The organism is Methanomassiliicoccales archaeon LGM-RCC1 (genome assembly GCA_030168575.1).
Lineage (GTDB): Archaea > Thermoplasmatota > Thermoplasmata > Methanomassiliicoccales > Methanomethylophilaceae > Methanoprimaticola.
The window spans coordinates 371,913-388,598 of the sequence record CP115555.1 but is presented as its reverse complement, the minus strand read 5'-3'; the positions used below and the strand labels follow the sequence as shown (position 1 = coordinate 388,598).

Annotated in this window: 21 protein-coding genes and 2 tRNA genes; 13 read left to right on the top strand and 10 right to left on the bottom strand. The window is 54.3% G+C overall.

Annotated elements, in window-relative coordinates:
* Positions 1–23: 23 nt before the first annotated feature.
* Positions 24–100, bottom strand: a tRNA-Ile gene (locus PED39_01890).
* 94 nt (positions 101–194) lie between these two features.
* On the opposite strand from PED39_01890, the gene PED39_01885 reads away from it, so the two are divergent.
* The gene (locus PED39_01885; GenBank protein WII07968.1) at positions 195–1,382 is read left to right on the top strand and encodes an ATP-binding protein; all 1,188 of its coding nucleotides are present in this window, start codon (positions 195–197) and stop codon (positions 1,380–1,382) included.
* Between the two features lie 65 nt (positions 1,383–1,447).
* Here the strand turns inward: PED39_01885 and PED39_01880 are convergent.
* From PED39_01880 to PED39_01870, 3 genes are all read right to left on the bottom strand, one after another.
* Positions 1,448–1,523: transfer RNA gene (locus tag PED39_01880), tRNA-Asn, on the bottom strand.
* A gap of 62 nt (positions 1,524–1,585) precedes the next feature.
* Positions 1,586–1,891, bottom strand: coding sequence for a hypothetical protein (locus tag PED39_01875; GenBank protein ID WII07967.1), 306 nt, complete (start codon positions 1,889–1,891; stop codon positions 1,586–1,588).
* Positions 1,892–1,960: 69 nt separating this feature from the next.
* Positions 1,961–2,128 carry a hypothetical protein gene (locus PED39_01870; GenBank protein ID WII07966.1) on the bottom strand — a complete coding sequence of 56 codons (168 nt, stop codon included), beginning with the start codon at positions 2,126–2,128 and terminating at the stop codon, positions 1,961–1,963.
* 243 nt (positions 2,129–2,371) lie between these two features.
* Here PED39_01870 and PED39_01865 point away from each other — a divergent pair, with 243 nt between their 5' ends.
* From PED39_01865 to PED39_01825, 9 genes are all read left to right on the top strand, one after another.
* The gene (locus tag PED39_01865; protein ID WII07965.1) at positions 2,372–2,872 is read left to right on the top strand and encodes an ArsR family transcriptional regulator; all 501 of its coding nucleotides are present in this window, start codon (positions 2,372–2,374) and stop codon (positions 2,870–2,872) included.
* A gap of 1 nt (position 2,873) precedes the next feature.
* The gene (locus PED39_01860) at positions 2,874–3,389 is read left to right on the top strand and encodes a tRNA (cytidine(56)-2'-O)-methyltransferase (protein ID WII07964.1); all 516 of its coding nucleotides are present in this window, start codon (positions 2,874–2,876) and stop codon (positions 3,387–3,389) included.
* A complete protein-coding gene (locus tag PED39_01855; GenBank protein WII07963.1) occupies positions 3,373–3,951 on the top strand; it encodes an HDIG domain-containing protein in 579 nt (192 codons plus the stop codon). Before PED39_01860 ends, PED39_01855 begins: the two co-directional genes overlap by 17 nt.
* Positions 3,952–4,056: 105 nt before the next feature.
* Complete coding sequence (gene trxA / locus PED39_01850) at positions 4,057–4,368, top strand: thioredoxin (GenBank protein WII07962.1); 312 nt, start codon at positions 4,057–4,059, stop codon at positions 4,366–4,368.
* Positions 4,369–4,370: 2 nt separating this feature from the next.
* On the top strand, positions 4,371–5,261 hold the full coding sequence (locus PED39_01845) for an FAD-dependent oxidoreductase (GenBank protein ID WII07961.1): 891 nt from the start codon (positions 4,371–4,373) through the stop codon (positions 5,259–5,261).
* Positions 5,251–5,763, top strand: coding sequence for a helix-turn-helix domain-containing protein (locus PED39_01840; GenBank protein WII07960.1), 513 nt, complete (start codon positions 5,251–5,253; stop codon positions 5,761–5,763). The genes PED39_01845 and PED39_01840 overlap by 11 nt, the downstream gene beginning before the upstream one ends.
* 141 nt (positions 5,764–5,904) lie before the next feature.
* Complete coding sequence (locus tag PED39_01835) at positions 5,905–6,354, top strand: helix-turn-helix domain-containing protein (GenBank protein WII07959.1); 450 nt, start codon at positions 5,905–5,907, stop codon at positions 6,352–6,354.
* Positions 6,355–6,359: 5 nt separating this feature from the next.
* The gene (locus PED39_01830) at positions 6,360–6,605 is read left to right on the top strand and encodes a hypothetical protein (protein WII07958.1); all 246 of its coding nucleotides are present in this window, start codon (positions 6,360–6,362) and stop codon (positions 6,603–6,605) included.
* The gene (locus PED39_01825; GenBank protein ID WII07957.1) at positions 6,598–8,139 is read left to right on the top strand and encodes a tRNA uridine(34) 5-carboxymethylaminomethyl modification radical SAM/GNAT enzyme Elp3; all 1,542 of its coding nucleotides are present in this window, start codon (positions 6,598–6,600) and stop codon (positions 8,137–8,139) included. The genes PED39_01830 and PED39_01825 overlap by 8 nt, the downstream gene beginning before the upstream one ends.
* Positions 8,140–8,155: 16 nt before the next feature.
* On the opposite strand, the gene PED39_01820 is transcribed toward PED39_01825, so the two are convergent.
* The 3 genes from PED39_01820 to PED39_01810 all read right to left on the bottom strand — a co-directional run bounded on the left by PED39_01820 (position 8,156) and on the right by PED39_01810 (position 11,439).
* Entirely contained in the window at positions 8,156–8,446 is a 291-nt protein-coding gene (locus PED39_01820; protein WII07956.1) for a hypothetical protein, read from the bottom strand.
* 274 nt (positions 8,447–8,720) lie between these two features.
* Positions 8,721–9,176 (bottom strand): hypothetical protein, encoded by a 456-nt coding sequence (locus PED39_01815; GenBank protein ID WII07955.1) that lies wholly within the window; start codon positions 9,174–9,176, stop codon positions 8,721–8,723.
* A gap of 67 nt (positions 9,177–9,243) precedes the next feature.
* The gene (locus PED39_01810; GenBank protein ID WII07954.1) at positions 9,244–11,439 is read right to left on the bottom strand and encodes a CDC48 family AAA ATPase; all 2,196 of its coding nucleotides are present in this window, start codon (positions 11,437–11,439) and stop codon (positions 9,244–9,246) included.
* 86 nt (positions 11,440–11,525) lie between these two features.
* Between PED39_01810 and purS the strand changes: the two genes are divergently transcribed.
* Genes purS through purQ form a run of 3 tightly spaced genes read left to right on the top strand, consistent with a single transcriptional unit; the run spans position 11,526 to position 14,912 of the window.
* Positions 11,526–11,765 carry a phosphoribosylformylglycinamidine synthase subunit PurS gene (gene purS, locus PED39_01805; GenBank protein WII07953.1) on the top strand — a complete coding sequence of 80 codons (240 nt, stop codon included), beginning with the start codon at positions 11,526–11,528 and terminating at the stop codon, positions 11,763–11,765.
* Positions 11,766–11,769: 4 nt separating this feature from the next.
* A complete protein-coding gene (purL, locus tag PED39_01800) occupies positions 11,770–14,097 on the top strand; it encodes a phosphoribosylformylglycinamidine synthase subunit PurL (GenBank protein ID WII07952.1) in 2,328 nt (775 codons plus the stop codon).
* Positions 14,094–14,912 (top strand): phosphoribosylformylglycinamidine synthase subunit PurQ, encoded by an 819-nt coding sequence (purQ, locus tag PED39_01795; protein ID WII07951.1) that lies wholly within the window; start codon positions 14,094–14,096, stop codon positions 14,910–14,912. Before purL ends, purQ begins: the two co-directional genes overlap by 4 nt.
* Before the next feature lie 22 nt (positions 14,913–14,934).
* Here the strand turns inward: purQ and PED39_01790 are convergent, their stop codons facing one another.
* The 3 genes from PED39_01790 to PED39_01780 all read right to left on the bottom strand — a co-directional run bounded on the left by PED39_01790 (position 14,935) and on the right by PED39_01780 (position 16,659).
* Entirely contained in the window at positions 14,935–15,591 is a 657-nt protein-coding gene (locus tag PED39_01790) for a DUF120 domain-containing protein (protein ID WII07950.1), read from the bottom strand.
* A 100-nt stretch (positions 15,592–15,691) separates the two neighbouring features.
* Entirely contained in the window at positions 15,692–16,060 is a 369-nt protein-coding gene (locus tag PED39_01785) for a hypothetical protein (protein WII07949.1), read from the bottom strand.
* 32 nt (positions 16,061–16,092) lie between these two features.
* Entirely contained in the window at positions 16,093–16,659 is a 567-nt protein-coding gene (locus tag PED39_01780; protein WII07948.1) for a DUF998 domain-containing protein, read from the bottom strand.
* Between the last annotated feature and the right edge of the window lie 27 nt (positions 16,660–16,686).

The following is a 16,686-nucleotide window of genomic DNA, read 5'->3' as shown; positions in this document are numbered from 1 at the left end:
TTTACAAGATCTGGGTAGGAAAGTGGTGGGCCCTACCGGGTTCGAACCAGTGACCACTCGGTTATGAGCCGAGCGCTCTACCTGACTAAGCTAAGAGCCCATCGGACGTCGTTAAACCGATTATACATAATAAATTATCGAACGGGCGCCTTAGAGGGGTTTTTCCTAAATACGGGCATCATCTTACGGCACATATGGAGAAAGGGACCCTGGAAGGGTTGCTGGGTGACAATTATAACAACATCCCCACCAGGACGCTAGTGCTGTACATTCTGTTCCTGGCCTTGGCCATAGGCATATCGGCCAACGACCTGTTCTTGGGAAGGATAGACCAGCTGATCCTGTCGGTCCCGATATCCGTTATGCTGGCCATAGCGATAATCACCGATCGCAAGGTCGCACACGTGCCCCCTCTCCTGATTCTTATCATGATGATCGCCCTCCTTCTGGTCGTCATCTCGAGCGCGTTCAAGGACCAGCACTATCTGATAGACATTGCATCGAGCATGCTCACCGGAGTGTGCCTCATGCTAATGGGGCAGGTCGTCGTGTACACGATGCTTCATTCCTCCCCGGAGAAGCAGCAGGACAACAAGCTCTTCATCTACTCCGCAGGGTTCAGCATAGGGATGACCGTTCTGCTGATAATGTTCGTCGCAGAGAGCGTCTACTATCACTTCCAGGAGTATTCGGGATTCGAGCTCTGGAACATGACGATGTACGTCATCTATGCGATCATCGGTGCGGCTATAACCGCCGCTCTCAGCGAGCTCGGTCTGGACAGGGTCGTAATCAACAGCGGTATCAACAGGAGCCTCGAGGTCTATTCCGACAGCGTGTACTCCAACGAGCTTGCGAGGGAGGAGGCGCTGAAGATCATCACCTCGGGAGAATCCGAGAAGCTGGAGTTCAAGTCCACGATCACCACGAACATTCAGACTGGAGAGAACGACAAGAGGATGGAGAAGGCCGTTCTGAAATCCATAGTCGCGTTCCTTAACACCACCGGAGGCATCCTGATGATAGGCGTCTCCGATGATGGTTCGATCTACGGCGTGGATGAGAAGGAGTTCGACAACAGGGATAAGATGAATTTGCACCTTACGCATATGATCTCGTCGAAGATCGGTGACGAGTTTTTTCCCTACATCTCCTTCAGGGTGATAGACATGGAGGATGGTAAGGCCATCATCCGCGTAGACTGCTCCAAATGCAAGAAGCCTGTGTTCCTGAAGGACGGGAAGACCGAGGAGTTCTATGTCCGCTCCGGACCCTCCAGTGTCATGCTGACCGGATCAAATCTCGTGAACTACGTCAACAACAAATCCAAGAAGAGCAGGCAGAGCGTCGTCCGCGGATTGATCTCCGACCATGAGGAATGAATCGATGGCTCCGCCCATATGAATGGGATGAAGAACAGGACAGAAGTCGGTGGTGGAAAAGATAATGGCGCCGCCGCACGGATTTGAACCGAGGACCTTGTGATTAACAGTCACACGCTCTACCTACTGAGCTACAGCGGCTTGGTAGTAATGCGTGGAATGATGGACTCATATTAAAAGTATTCGTAGAGCCCATTCAGACGTCAGATTTGGGACAGAAGTTCCTCGACTTTTGAGTACAGGCCCTTGACGTATTCAGAGATGTTCTTCAGGAACTCATCGTACTTCTCGGTGACCATTGCCCCTTCCTGGGTGGCCATTATGATGCCTTCCTTCTCCAGCAGCTTGAGCGAGTACCTCACCTTGTGCTTCGGTATCCCTGTCATGGCCGAGAGCTTGATCAGTCCGATGGGCTGGTTCAGCTTCACCGTCTTGAGGATCATTATGTGCCTCTCAAGCAACGCAAACTCCTCTGAAATGGATCCGATCGGTTCCTTCTCCTCAGCCATATGAAAACCTAATGTCAATTAGAATGTATAAGAAATTGGGTTTGAAAAGGTCTCAGTAGAGGTACGTACTCATCTTCCGTACCAGTTCTGCTTGCCCCACTTGCCGTAGTTGGTCCACCATCCCTGGATGAGTGATCCGCAGCAGTCGAGAGCCTTCTGCTCTCCCTCAGCACCCTTGTAGACCTTGTAGCAGTTGAGACACTGCCACCTGAGCTCGGGTTCCTTGGTCTGTTTCATGCACTGATGATTAGGAAGTCGGTTAATAAGGATTTGGATGGGAAGACTGTCCATATTATCCATTAAAGTTGATTTCAGGGACTGAATCGGTCGATAATTCCATCGATACGTCGTTTGACGACCGGTCTTTTGCTGGATCACGTTAACAGCTGTCTATTTTTGTCCAATAATGGTAAGAAAAACTGGATTATATGCGATTTGGCACACACCTTATTTATAAACATGACTCCATTAACTATGTTTATGAACAGAATAAAGGTCATCAACGAACCGTCCGAGCTGGTTCCCATGCTCAGGTCCGTTGATACACCTATCAAAAGAGAGGTGTTGAAAGAGGTGACCTTGGAGTGGAGGACTGCCGACGAGATCGAGGAGAAGTTCGGTCGCGAGGGCAGGGATGCTATCATCTTCTTCGAGAAGATGAAGCTCGTAGAGATGCGCTGGCTCTCTAAGGACGGAGGGTATCCGTCAAAGTCCTATCACACATACTACACCTCATTCAATATCAACGCTCAATGGCCGGTCTACGAGATCAGCGATGTCCTCACGGCCGCCATGATGAGCGATGAGGAGTACTCCGACATAGAGTCCAAGATCCTCGCTGAGGTGGGCAAGGACGGGAAGTTCTCGGGAGATGTCGCCGAGACATTAGGTCTGTCCTCGACAATGCTGAAGAGCCTTGTCCGCAGATCCGTCAAGATGGATTACCGCGGGCACAGGATAGAGCTCATCAAAGAAGAGTGAGATGTCCGACATTTGGATAATGAGAATCGGCCACCGTCCCGAGAGGGACAAGAGGGTGACCACCCATGTCGCATTGTCATCCAGGGCATTGGGAGCCAAGGGCATATACGTCGACACGTACGACCCGGTGCTGGAGGAGAACATCCGCAGCGTCGTGGACAGGTTCGGAGGGGACTACGCCATCAAGACCGGCGTGACCTGGAAAGAGGCCACCAAGGACTTCAAGGGAAAGATAGTCCATCTGACCATGTACGGCCAGCAGGTAGTGGATGCCATCCCCAAGATCCCCAAGGACGAGGACATAATGATCATCGTCGGCGCATCCAAGGTGCCTTTCGAGGTCTATGAGCGTGCAGACTTCAACGTCTCTGTCGGCAACCAGCCCCATTCGGAGATCGCAGCGCTGGCCATATTCCTGGACCGTTACACCGAGGGCAAGGCCCTTTACGAGGACCGCCACGGCAAGATGACAGTGATACCCAACGAGAGGGGGAAGACAGTTGTCAATTCCGAGTGACCGCGAGTGCATCGAGTTCCTCATTGACAGCGGTTGTAAGAAGAGGGTCATAATCCACTGCTGCACAGTGAGGGCAGTTGCGGACGAGATCTCAAGCAGGATAACCTCGGCCAACAAGGACCTGGTAACAGCCGGAGCGCTCCTTCACGACATAGGCCGCGCCAAGGATCACACGATATTCCATGCCTACATAGGATCCCAGATGGTGGAGGAATACGGTCTCCCGAAGGAGCTGGTGGACATCGTCCGCAAGCACACCGGAGCTGGTCTGGACGACGAGGATGTGGAGGAGATGGGCCTTCCGCCAGGGGATTACATGCCCAGGACGATCGAGGAGAAGATCGTCGCCCATGCTGATAATCTGGTGAGCGACAACAGGGTGGTTAACCACAACCATTCGGTGTCCAAGCTGATCAACAAGGGGGCGTTCCGCGGAGCGGACAGGATAGAGTTCCTGCACATGGAGCTCTCCGACCTGTACGGCCAGGACCTCGACGTCATGCCGAAGAAGATCGGTGAGTACCCCAAGCTGAAGACGGTTGACGAGTTCGTGCTGGAGTGAACGTTACGAAATGCATCCCGGCAGCGTCAGCTATGGACGGCTTCACCGATGGGACTGAGTGGTGCTTTTTATTAGTAGAAGGTATCTCGCATCCAGTGATCAAAAATGGTGACCGAACTCAACGAGACCAACTTCGACAAATTCGTGGATGACAACAAGCTCGCTATCATCGACTGCTGGGCACCCTGGTGCGGACCCTGCAGGAGGATGGGGCCCATCATCGAGGAGCTCGCAGAAGAGCTCAACGGAAAGGTCGGAGTCGCAAAGCTCAACACCGATGAAAACCAGGGAATCGCTGTGAGGTTCCAGATCAATGCCATCCCCACTCTTCTCATCTTCAAGGACAAGGTCCTCGTCCAGGAGCTCGTAGGACTCAGGCCCAAAGAGGCGATCCTCGAGGTCGTCAACGGACTCTGAACATGGAGACTGACGTTCTGATAATAGGATGCGGGCCTGCCGGACTGCAGGCCGCCATCCATTCTTCACGCAAGAAGGCCAGCACACTGGTCGTGGGTAAGGTAATCAACAGTTCCGTCCACGGAACTGAGATCGAGAACTACCTGGGTGCATCCAGCGACGGTGACACGATCCTGTCGGAGGGAGTGGGCCAGGCGCGTTCGTTCGGTGCCGAGTTCCTCGATCAGAACATCGTGACGTCGGGTAAGGACGGGGATTCCTTCGTCTTCACGACCGACGACGGTACCGAGATAAGGTCCAAGGCGGTCATCATCGCCACAGGCATCTCCAGGAAGAAGCTGGGCGTACCTGGAGAGAAGGAGCTTTTCGGCAAGGGCGTTAGCTACTGTGCCGTCTGCGACTGCAATTTCTACAAGGGTCGCAGGGTCGTCCTGGTAGGCAACGAATCCGAGGCCGCGGTATCCGCAAAGCTCATGACATCCTATGCCTCGGAGACCTGCTGGGTGGCATGGGACCTGACGGCCAACGACGCTGTCGTTACGGCAGCATTAGATGCGGGCGTCAGGATGTACACCTCCAGACCGAAATCCATAGACGGGAACGGCAAAGTGGAATCCATAACCCTCCAGGACGGGACGGTCATCCCCACTGACGGAGTCTTTATCGAGCTCGGGGCCAAATCCGCTGCCGACATAGCGATGGACCTCGACGTCATGCCGGAGATGGACGATTCCATAAAGGTCGATGCAGAGTGCAGAACATCCGTTCCCGGGGTCTTCGCCTGCGGGGACATAACCGGTAAGCCGTGGCAGGTGGCGAAGGCTGTCGGCCAGGGTTGCGTGGCCGGCCTCAACGCGGCCGATTTCGCCAAAGGTAATTCAAATGACGGTTGACGACCTGGTCACAGGAATGCTCAGGGAGGAGGGCGGATTCCAGATCGCTCTCAGGAACATCCTGGAGGACGAGATGCACATGTCCCTAAACGAGTTCTGCCAGGCATCCGGAATATCACAGAGCACCCTCTACAAGGTCATGGAGGGGGAGAGGGAGCCCAATCTGCGCACGGTGCGTCAGGTCATCAAGGCTCTCAAGATGCTCAACAAGACCGATGATTCACGTTTTATCGCCATCATAGCCGCATCCACTGCTTTGGAGAACGTTCCGAGCAGCCTGATCATAGGCGGCCATCGTATCAATGTCCACCAGTACCCCGTGGCGACCCTCGAGGATGCCATAATCGCAGCCGTCCGTGCAGAGAGGGACGGTGCTTTGGGTCTCGTGTGCGCACCTATCGTCGCCCCTACGGTGGAGAAGATCCTATCCATACCCGTTTCCCGTGTGATACCCACCTCTAGTGTGCAGGTGGCCATCGAGAGGCTGACCGAGAACCTTTGAAAATAACACGGCTTAAGCACTGCGTTTAACAGTGTTTTTCTTACGATTTTTATCATCGAATTTAAGGTCTTTGGCATCGCTAATTAACGTCCTACCTTAACCTTTAAAATCATCAACCGCTATAGTGGAGGCTGGTATCAGATGTTTGAGCTTCAGGTGGTTAGCAACACACCCATGAGCGGGGTTACCGACGTCAATGTCGTCGCGGAGACTTTCCTCGTTCAGATAGGCTATCTGCCTAAGGGCTACGATCCCAAGACCGGGGCCGTGACCATACGCGAGAGCGTTCCGTACCGTCTTTTCATGGATTATCTGATGGCCTTCCCGTCCAAACCCTGGACAGTAGAGGAATTGGCGGTTCTTCTCGATACCACGAAGCCGACCATCTACAGGCACATCAACAAGCTGAAGTCGATGGATCTGCTGGAGGCCATGGATGTGGAATACAACGACCAGATCCGCAAGGGCTACCGCATAAGGTTCGGGGACATCGTCAAGGCATGGAGCTTCACCGAGGCCAATGTCACCATGGCCATGGAGAACTATCGCAAGACAGTGATTCACTTCCAGGAACTCATGGCCCAGAAGTGATTCGCATGGATGGGGAGTTCTCGGTTTCTGTTGGGTCCAAGTATCGCGTCAACCACGGTGACGAGGAGCTAACCGTCGGAGTTTTCAAAGGTTATTCCGCAATTGGATCCGAGACGGCGATGGTCTTCCAGCTCGACGACGGCGTCATCAGATTCATCAACCTTGCCCAGATCATCTATCTAGACCTTCTCGAGGCCGCTCCCAAGAAGCCCTCCAAGAAGAAGGAAACCGGCAGCGTGTACTATGGATGAGCGCATCGTCTCTTTGTCCGAGGAGATCATCGCAGCGGTGAAGAGCCAGACTGTCAAGGATCGTGACGAGCTTCAGAACTTCAAACTCAAACTCTGCAAGAAGTACGGCCTCGAACAGGTCCCTATGAACTCCGAGATATTGGCGAACGTCCTACCGGAAGACCGCAAGCTTCTCACACCCTATCTGATCAAGAAACCGATGCGCACCATGAGCGGAGTGGCCGTGGTCGCTGTCATGTCCTCACCGTTCGACTGTCCTCACGGGAAGTGTGCGTACTGTCCCGGAGGGGTAGCGAACAATTCTCCCCAGTCGTATACAGGTAAGGAACCTGCAGCAAGGCGTGCTGGAAGGAACGATTTCGATCCGTACAGACAGGTCATGGACCGGATAACGCAGCTGACTGAGATCGGCCACCAGACCGACAAGATAGATCTCATCATAATGGGAGGGACGTTCACCTGCAGGGATCCTGAATACCAGGAATGGTTCGTGAGGAGATGCTTCGATGCCATGAACGGCGTGGATTCACTCACTCTAGGCGAGGCTCAGGCTCTAAATGAGCTCTCAGATCACAGATGCGTCGGATTGACAGTGGAGACCCGTCCGGACGTCTTCGACAATGCTCAGATAGAGCGTTCCATGAGACTCGGGGCAACAAGGGTGGAACTAGGAGTGCAGATCCTGGACGATGATATCTTGGACCATGTCGACCGTGGCCACCGCACCGACGCAGTCCGCGACTGCACCAAGAGGTGCAAGGACCACGGACTGAAGGTATGTTACCATCTCATGCCTGGACTTCCGGGCTCATCGCCGGAGCACGATCTGGAGTGCTTCCGTAAGGTATTCGATTCGTCTGACTACCGTCCGGACATGCTGAAGTTCTATCCTACACTTGTCGTCGAGGGGACCAAGGTGCTGGATTGGTGGAAGGAAGGCTCGTACAAGCCACTGGATACCGAAGAGGCCGTCGATCTCCTGTGCAGGATGAAGGAGACCGTACCGGAGTACGTCAGGATTCAGCGCATCCAGAGGGACATCCCCGTTCCTCAGATCACCGCAGGGATCTTGAAGAGCAACATCCGCCAGCTGGTGGCCGAGGAGATGGAGAGGCGCGGAAGACCGTGCAGGTGCATACGCTGCAGGGAGGTAGGGCACAGGGGAATCACCCTCGACGATCCTGACAAAGTGCAGCTCAAGATCACAGAGTATGACGCCAGCGGAGGAAAGGAGTACTTCGTCGCCATGGAATACGAGGATTCCATAGTTGGTTATGTAAGGGTCAGGATAGATTCGAATCCTGTGGCCACGATCAGGGAGCTGAAGGTATTCGGAAAGATCGTATCCATAGGCGAGGACGGAGAGGACTGGCAGCACAGAGGATACGGCAAATCCCTCGTACGTGAGGCCGAGCGCATCGCCAAAGATAATGGGAAATCGGGGATACGTGTGACCAGCGGTGTGGGAGTCAGGCAGTATTATGCATCGCTGGGGTTCGCCAAGGAATTGCCGTATATGCAGAAGGGCCTTTGATGATTTTGCTGTGAGTTCATCTCTCAGAGTTTTTTTCATTCACCTTTTCATAAACTTTTGATCTCATCGGTTCTTCTAAATCCATTATACCAAGAGCCTCATCGATCGTGATGTCTAAAGAATCCATTACATTCAAGGTCACTTTGGAGATTTCTTCTATAATAGTTTCTGAAGCTTCTTCCATAGCTTTCTCCATAGCCTTCTCCATTGCAATTTTCTCAGCAACAGGGATAGCCTTCTCCATTGCTCTGTTGTAAGCTTCGCGATTGCGATAGTTCTCCAATTCCTCATCCAGGGTAAGTGTCATGCGTATCGCCTCCAGATTCCTGGATAAAATATTATTGATTTGGATATTATAATTGATCGACAGCGCGTCATTACGCTCGTTCTCAGACAATTCGCTGGAAAACATGGTGTTCATGATCCCCATCATGGCGTTCGGTGCCTTGGAATCCGCCCATCCGATATTTACAACCAGAATTTCCAGGCGATCGCTGATTGGGATGTCGGTGCGTTCATCTGAAGACCATTCCATTGATCCCTGAACTCTGTATCTGATGATTGAATTGCGGTCCTTGTCCCTAGGCTGAAGTACGCACCATACAGAATACACTTTTTTTCAGATCCTCATAATGGTCCCCTGAGAAGTCCTTCCCCCTCTGATCGGCAATGATGGATGACGCGTAGAATAGGGCCATGTCGACCAGACTGTACCCTGGATTCGGATCGGCCTGTCCTTCAACGTTCAATATGAGTTTGACCTTCTCGTTATCGGGTAGCGTGATATCGAACAGTGAGTCCAATTCGCTCTTGCGCCCTCTAGAGTTAATCAGTTCAGCATTCCTTCCGGGAATGTTATCGCTAGCTGGAGAGAGACATTTGCGAATATACTCGGGATCCTTGTCTTTCAGTTCTGTAACCCAATCCCCTACCAGTTTTGAGAGCACATCGGTGTTGTGCATCAGCTGCTTGAAGTTAGAGTCAAGGATGTTTCTTCTTGTGAGAGATGGTTTCGCATTATCATTTTCTTGATACATGCATGCCTTGTGTCATGTTCAGATTATAAAGACAGTATGTAGAAGTCATGCTGACTAACTTTCAATATCAGCCGTAGAACGGTATGTTATCCCAAGATGCACGGCGTTTCTTGATGTCCTTGCCCATCTTCTCGTAGTTGGCGAACATATTGGAATCCACGGAGGGTGAAATCTTCTCCAAAGCTGCCATGAAATGGTCCATGGTGATATACTCGGAATCATGGTCCTCGCGATATGCAACCAATCCCGCTTCCCTGCAGAGCGCTGCGAGATCCGCCCCGACATAGCCGTCGGTCTTCGATGCTACGAATTCTAGATCGACATCCTTCAGAGGCATCTTGCGGGTGTGGACCTTGAGGATGTGCCAGCGTGCTTTCTCATCGGGCTTTCCAACGAGGACGAGCTTGTCGAATCTTCCAGGCCTCAGCAGTGCGGGATCGATCATGTCCGGGCGGTTGGTGGCGGCCATGACCATGACGTTGTTCAGGCTCTCGACGCCATCCATTGATGTGAGCATCTGTGCTACGACCCTCTCCCACGAGGATCCATCTTCGCCTCCGCGTATCGGGGCTATCGAATCTATCTCGTCGAAGAAAATGATGCACGGAGCCATCTGTTTGGCCCTCTTGAAGATCTGGCGGATCGCCCTTTCGCTTTCTCCCAGCCATTTGCTTGCAACCTCGGGTCCGTTGACAGTGATGAAATTGGCTCCCGCCTCGTTGGCGATGGCCTTGGCGATCAGAGTCTTACCGGTTCCCGGGGGACCGTACAGCAGGACTCCCTTGGCAGGCTCTATGCCCAGTCTCTCGTAGGATTTGTTTCCCTCCTCGGGGATGAACGCCTCCTCGATCTGGGCGCGGACATCATCCAGTCCGCCCACGTCTTCCCATGTTACCTTGGGGATCTCCACCAGGACCTCCCTCATTCCGCTGGGCTCCACTTCGGTGAGTGCATCCTTGAAGTCGTTCAGCGTGACCTTCATGTCCTCGAGGACGTCCATCGGGATGGGCTTGTCCAGGTCCAGATCTTTCATGTGAGACCTGACGCATTTCATCGCGGCCTCTCTGCACAATGCAGCGAGATCGGCACCGACGAATCCCTGCGTAAGTCCTGCCAGAGCGTCCACGGACACATCTTCAGTCAACGGCATGTCCCTCAGGTGGACATTCAGTATGTCGCAGCGCGCTTTGCGTCCCGGTATGCCTATCTCGATCTCCCTGTCGAACCTTCCTGGTCTCCTGAGGGCGGAATCGATCGAATCCTCCCTGTTCGTGGCTGCAACGACTATGACATTCCCTCTGTCACCGAGTCCGTCCATCAGGGTCAGGAGCTGTGCTACGACGCGTCTCTCGACCTCGCCTGCGACCGAATCCCTGTTGGGGGCTATCGAGTCTATCTCATCGAGGAAGATTATGCTGGGGGTGTGGTCCGAGGCCTCCTTGAAGATGTCCCTCAGCCTTTCCTCGCTCTGTCCGTAGAACTGTCCGATGATCTCGGGTCCGCGGACCGAGAACAGGGTAGCCCCGGATTCGTTGGCCACAGCCTCCGCTATGAGTGTCTTTCCGGTCCCCGGGGGACCGTACAGGAGGACTCCCTTGGGAGCGCCTATCCCGAGCCTCTCGAAGAGCTCCGGGTGCTTCAACGGAAGCTCCACCATCTCCCTGATCCTCTTAAGCTCGTCGTCCAGTCCTCCGACGTCATCGTACGTGACCTTCCCTCTTGCAGTCCTCTCGGTCTGCTTCTGGGCCATGTCCTTGACAGTGAACTTCGTCTTCTTGGTGACGATAACCGGACCTCTGGGGGTTGTGGATGCGACATTGAATGTGGACCTGTTCCCCATCAGCGCCACGTTGGGGACTATGATGTCCGTCCCCATCATCAATGGTCTGCCCTGCAGACCAGATTTGAAAATTTCCTCTATGTCCTTGCCGAAGCGGATCTTCTTCCCTTCGGGGATGTTGGGGTACAGCATGACCGATTCGGCCTCCGCGGGGATGCATTTCTTCACCGTGACGTTCTCGTCTATGCTCACCCCGGCGTTGGTCCTGGCCAGTCCGTCGATGGCTATCAGGCCCTGGCCTTCCTGATCTATCCCGCAGGGGAAGACCTTGGCCACGACAGACCTCTTTCCGATTATCTCAACGGTGTCACCTAGCTCCAGACCGAGCTTGCGGCGGGATGCTGAATCCATCCTTGCACGGCCGTATCCTGACTCCGTCTGACGTTCGGGCATCGCCACCTTGAGAACAATCGAATCTGCCATCGGGTAACCCGATGTTTTATTAGCTCATAAATGTGGCTACAGCCACCCACCAATCCCTTTTATCCACGCACGCGATAGGGATGTTTATGGCTGTACTAGAGATCAGAATCGAGCTCAAGAAAGGCGTTGCCGATCCTGAAGGCAAGAACACTAAGAAGACATTGGAATCCCTCGGTTTCGAGGGGCTCGGCGAGGTCAGGTTCGTCAAGCTCTTCGAGGTGGAGGTGGACCTTCCTCCCGAAGAGGCCAAGAAGGCTGGGGAGGAGATGTGCAGGAAGCTCTTGGCGAACCCTGTCATCCAGAACTACAAGGTCGCAGTGAGATGATCCAATGGCAGATCTGATGATCAAGCGCGATGTCCCCTTCCCGCTCTACGACGTCGCAATCCTAGATGCCACGGACGACCAGCTGAAGCAGGTCTCCGCAGACATGGCCTTGGGATTGTCCGTGGACGAGATGAAGGTGGTCCGCGATTATTTCAAGAAGGAGGGTAGGAATCCCACAGATGTGGAGCTCCAGTCCCTCGGACAGGCATGGAGCGAGCACTGCTGCTACAAGAGCAGCAAACCCATCCTCAAGGAGTTCGTATTCGGACTGGACAGGGAGGATATCCTCTCCAGGGGAGATGCCGGGGTCATGGTCTTCGATGACGACTACGGCTACTGTCTGAGGATAGAGAGTCACAACCACCCCTCCGCTGTCGAGCCCTACGGAGGAGCAGCGACGGGAATCGGAGGAATCCTGAGGGATGTCGTGTGCATGGGAGCGCAGCCCATCGGTCTGGCGGATCCCCTGTGCTTCGGACCCATAGACTACAGCGGGGAGATCCCTCCGGGAACAAAGCACCCCAGATACCTTGTCAACGGTGTCGTGTCCGGAATCAGGGACTACGGTAACCGCTGCGGTATCCCTACGATAACAGGCGGATTCTTCTTTGATGAGAAGTACACAGGCAACTGCCTCGTGAACGTGGCATGCCTCGGAATCGTAAAGAGGAAGGACCTGGCCAACAACTTCGCCGGAGGGCCCGGCGAGGTAATGATCCTCATCGGAGGACGCACCGGACGTGACGGAATTCACGGAGTCAACTTCGCATCCGCGGACCTTACAGCCACCTCGGATGAGGACTCCAGGGGAGCCGTCCAGCTGGGAGACCCCATCACAAAGGAACCGGTCATGCACGCATGCTTCGAGGTCAACGCCAAGCATCTCATCACCGGAATGAAGGACCTCGGAGGCGGAGGACTGAGCTGCGTCGTCGGAGAGATGGCGCTGGAAGCCGGATGCGGAGCGGATGTGGACCTGGAGAAGGTCCCGATCAAGGAGCCCGGACTTGCACCCTGGGAGATATGGGTGTCGGAGTCGCAGGAGCGTATGATGTGCACCTGTAAGCCCGAGAACGTGGAGAAGGTCCTGGAGATCTTCGATATGTGGGATGTGCTGGCCACACCCGTGGCAAGGACCACTGATATTAGGCACACCCGCCTGTTCTGGGAAGGAGAGCTCATCTTCGACATGGACTTGGAGTTCCTCACAGGAGGACCGGTCTACAACAGGCCTTACACGCTGCCCAAGGTGTCCTCCAAGCAGAACGAGAAGTTCCCCAAGCTGCCCTCTGACAAGGAGGTCATCCTCAAACTGTTGTCCGATTTCAATGTAGCATCCAAGGAGTGGGCCATCAGGCAGTATGACCACGAGGTCCGCGCCAGCACGGCCATCCACCCGATGGTCGGAAAGCTCAATGAGACCGGTCCCGGAGACGCGTCCGTTCTCCTGCCGGTGCCCGGAAGCAAGAGGGGGCTGGCAGCTGCAGTCGGCTGCAACCCTTGGTTCTGCGAGGCAGACCCCTACAAGGGAGGAATGGCAGCCATCGATGAGACGTGCAGGAACATCGTCGCCGTAGGCGCGATGCCCAACGCATTCACGGACTGTCTCAACTTCGGAAACCCCGAGATCCCGGAGAGGCTCGGAGTCTTCAGGGAGGCGGTCAGGGGATTAGGTGAGATCGCCAGGGAGCTCAACATCCCGATCCCTTCAGGAAACGTCAGTCTCTACAACGAGGCTCCTGGAGGAAAGCACATCCTGCCCACGCCCATGCTGTTGGGATGCGGAATCATCGACGACGTGACCAAAGCCGTCACCGCCGACTTCAAGAGGGCCGGAAGCTGCATATTCATAGTCGGAAAGACGAAGGACGAGATGGGGGCATCCCTGCTCTTCCGCAAGTTCGGAGGAGTGGAGGGAGAGGTCCCCGGAGTCGACATCCCTGCGCTGAAGAGGAACATGGCCAATCTGCTGAAGGCGATGGACAAGAGGCTCGTCCTCAGCTGCCACGACTGTTCCGACGGAGGACTCGCCGTGGCCGTGGCCGAGATGTGCATCTCCGGTCAGATCGGAGCGGAACTCGACCTTTCAGCCATGGAGGGCGAGCTCAGCAGGAAGCTCTACTCCGAGAGCAACAGCCGTTGGATCGTCGAGGTCGACGGCAAGGATGCGACGGAGTTCACCAAGATCATGGGCGACGATGCCCAGATAATCGGAATCACCAAGGGTGATGAGTTGAAGATCAAGGACAACGGAACGGTCATCACCGTCGAGGAGATGAGGAAGGCCTGGAACGATCCCATTTGGAACATCATGGGAGGTGCTTCCCAATGAAGGCAGAGGATGTCAAGGTATGCGTCATACGCATCGAAGGAACGAACTGCGAGGATGAGATGGCCAACGCTTTCAAGATGGTCGGAGCCCAGGCGGAGAAGGTCCATCTGAAGCAGCTGCTCGGTCAGGCCCCTGCAGAGATGAGGCGCAGTTTGGAGGACTACGACGCACTCGCATTCCCCGGAGGATTCTCCGCCGGAGACTACGTACGTGCAGGTGCGATATTCGCAGCCAGGATCAAGGCCGGTATCGGCAGCGACGTCAAGAAGTTCGTGGAGTCGGGCAAGCCCGTCCTCGGAGTCTGCAACGGATTCCAGATCCTCGTCGAGATGGGACTTCTACCCGCAATCGAGGAGACCATGTCCGCAGAGCCCCAGGCGGCCCTGTACAACAACGTCTCCGGAAGGTTCGAGTGCCGTCCCACGATCCTCAGGAACGACAACAGGGGCAAGTGCGTCTTCACAAGCAAGGTGCCTGCCAAGAAGACCCTGATGATCCCCTCCGCTCACGGAGAAGGGAACCTGATGAGCATGGATCCTGATTTCGTGCAGAAGCTGGAGGACAACGACCAGATCGTCTTCAGGTACGTCCGTCCCGACGGTTCCGACGCCGATTATCCGTGGAACCCCAACGGTTCCCCCTCGGACATCGCGGGAATATGCAACCCTGCCGGTAACGTCATGGGAATGATGCCCCATCCGGAGCGTGTGATGACAAGGTTCACTCACCCTGACTGGACAAGGGGATACGACACGGAGGAAGGAGACGGCAGATGCGTCTTCGAGTCCGTGATGAAGTATCTCGAGAAACTTTAAACGGGACGGGGGCGACCCCGTCTCACAGTTTTACTTTCACGTCTATCCTGTCGCCGTCGCTCAGGCTGAGGGTTCTCCTCACGCTGCAAGGCGCTATGATCTCCAGGATGTCGACGTAATGCGACCTCTCAGGCACGATGATGGCGCATTCGATGTTGTGGATGGATGCCTTGTATGCGATCACGTTGCCGAAGCTTCTGCCCTCGTTGGTGAAACCGTCGATCATGATCCCGGCGGTGTTCCTGACGATGTCGATCTTACCGATCTCCTCGGGGTAGATGCGGACGTTGAAGGTTCCCTGGAAGGGGCTGAACCCGAGTTTCTCCTTGAACTGCTTCAGGTAGCCTTCCTGACAGATGTAGTAGCCGCCCTCGCCCATTCCCGATGCGACCTCCCCATGGATGTTGAGGTGGTCGGTGCGCTCGAAGATACGGCGGTATTCGGTGTACTCCTTCTTCATGAGCTCGACACCTTTGGGAGTGATCTTGATGCGCTGTCTTCTGGTCCCCAGGTCCCTGGTGATGTAACCGTCATCGATCAGTTCGAGGATCCTCTTGGATGCGGATTGCTGACTCATATCGAGCGAATCGCCCAATTCCCTGGAGGAAATGGATATGTAATCATCCAGTGCTCCCAACAAAGCCAACTTGCGGAGGGCGAACGCAAACTTCTCATCCATGTTTTCGGTATACTATTCTCTACCAATAAAAAAGTTGATGAGCTTAATCTAACAAAATTAGATGTAGGAAAAAGGGCCCTTTCGGGCCTTTTGAAGTTTCTCAGATGACCCTGTTGGTGTCCACGTAGCTCTTGGTGGATCCCATGCTGCCGATGGCGACGCAGAGGATTCCGAGAATTACGAGAATGATAGCCAAGATGGGCATCATCGCACCGTAGATGGCTGCGATGACCGTGAAGGCCACTGTCAGTGCGGAGAGCACGACGACTGTGGATCCCTTCACAGGGCTGTAGGAGGAGAAGCATCCTGCAACGGCGAAGAACACCATGGAGACAACCATGTTGATTCCGACGAAGGGGGTGCACTCAACCGTTCCGTCCCAGGCGTATGCCATGGAAGCGAACGCGATGATAGCACCTACGAATGCTACTCCCATTCCAATCTTCATTGTGTTGGGCATTGCGCTCATTTTATTACCGTCCTGTTATCGGGTTACCTATTTTAACCCTTACTGAAAGCCAGCGAGAGGCTCTGGGTGATCATCCAGATGCACATGGCCAAGACTGCTATTACCTCAATTCCGCCGAGCTGGAATCCAGGCATCGAGGCGAAGACGATGACCACGAGAGCTCCGGTTGCTGCAGCGCTGACGACTTTTCCTGAGCGATAATCAGTTATTGCACTGATGATGACCGTGATGAGGATCAGGAAGAAGTATGTGCAGGCAATGGGGATGTGGTAAGCCGTGTCCTTGGTGAACAAGCCGATAGCTGCGAGCAGAATTCCACAGAAGAACAGTACGACCGCTCCTCCGCATGCAGCCCCTTCATAGGCCTTGATTTTTCCAATCGAATGGATGACGATAAACAAACCTGCGATCATGCAGGTGTAGTTGAATATGTTGGCCGCAAGAGCCGAGTGCGATATGCCGAGGTCGGAGAGCGTGTTCAAGTCGAATTCCCAAAAGCCGTCTATGAAGGCGGAGATCGCGAATGCGATGGGAGTAAGTGCTCCGACAAGGATTCCGGCAAACGCGTAAGGCGCCGCGCTCCTTGTTTTAGTAACCATGTGTTTGGCATTGCGTATTTATTTTAT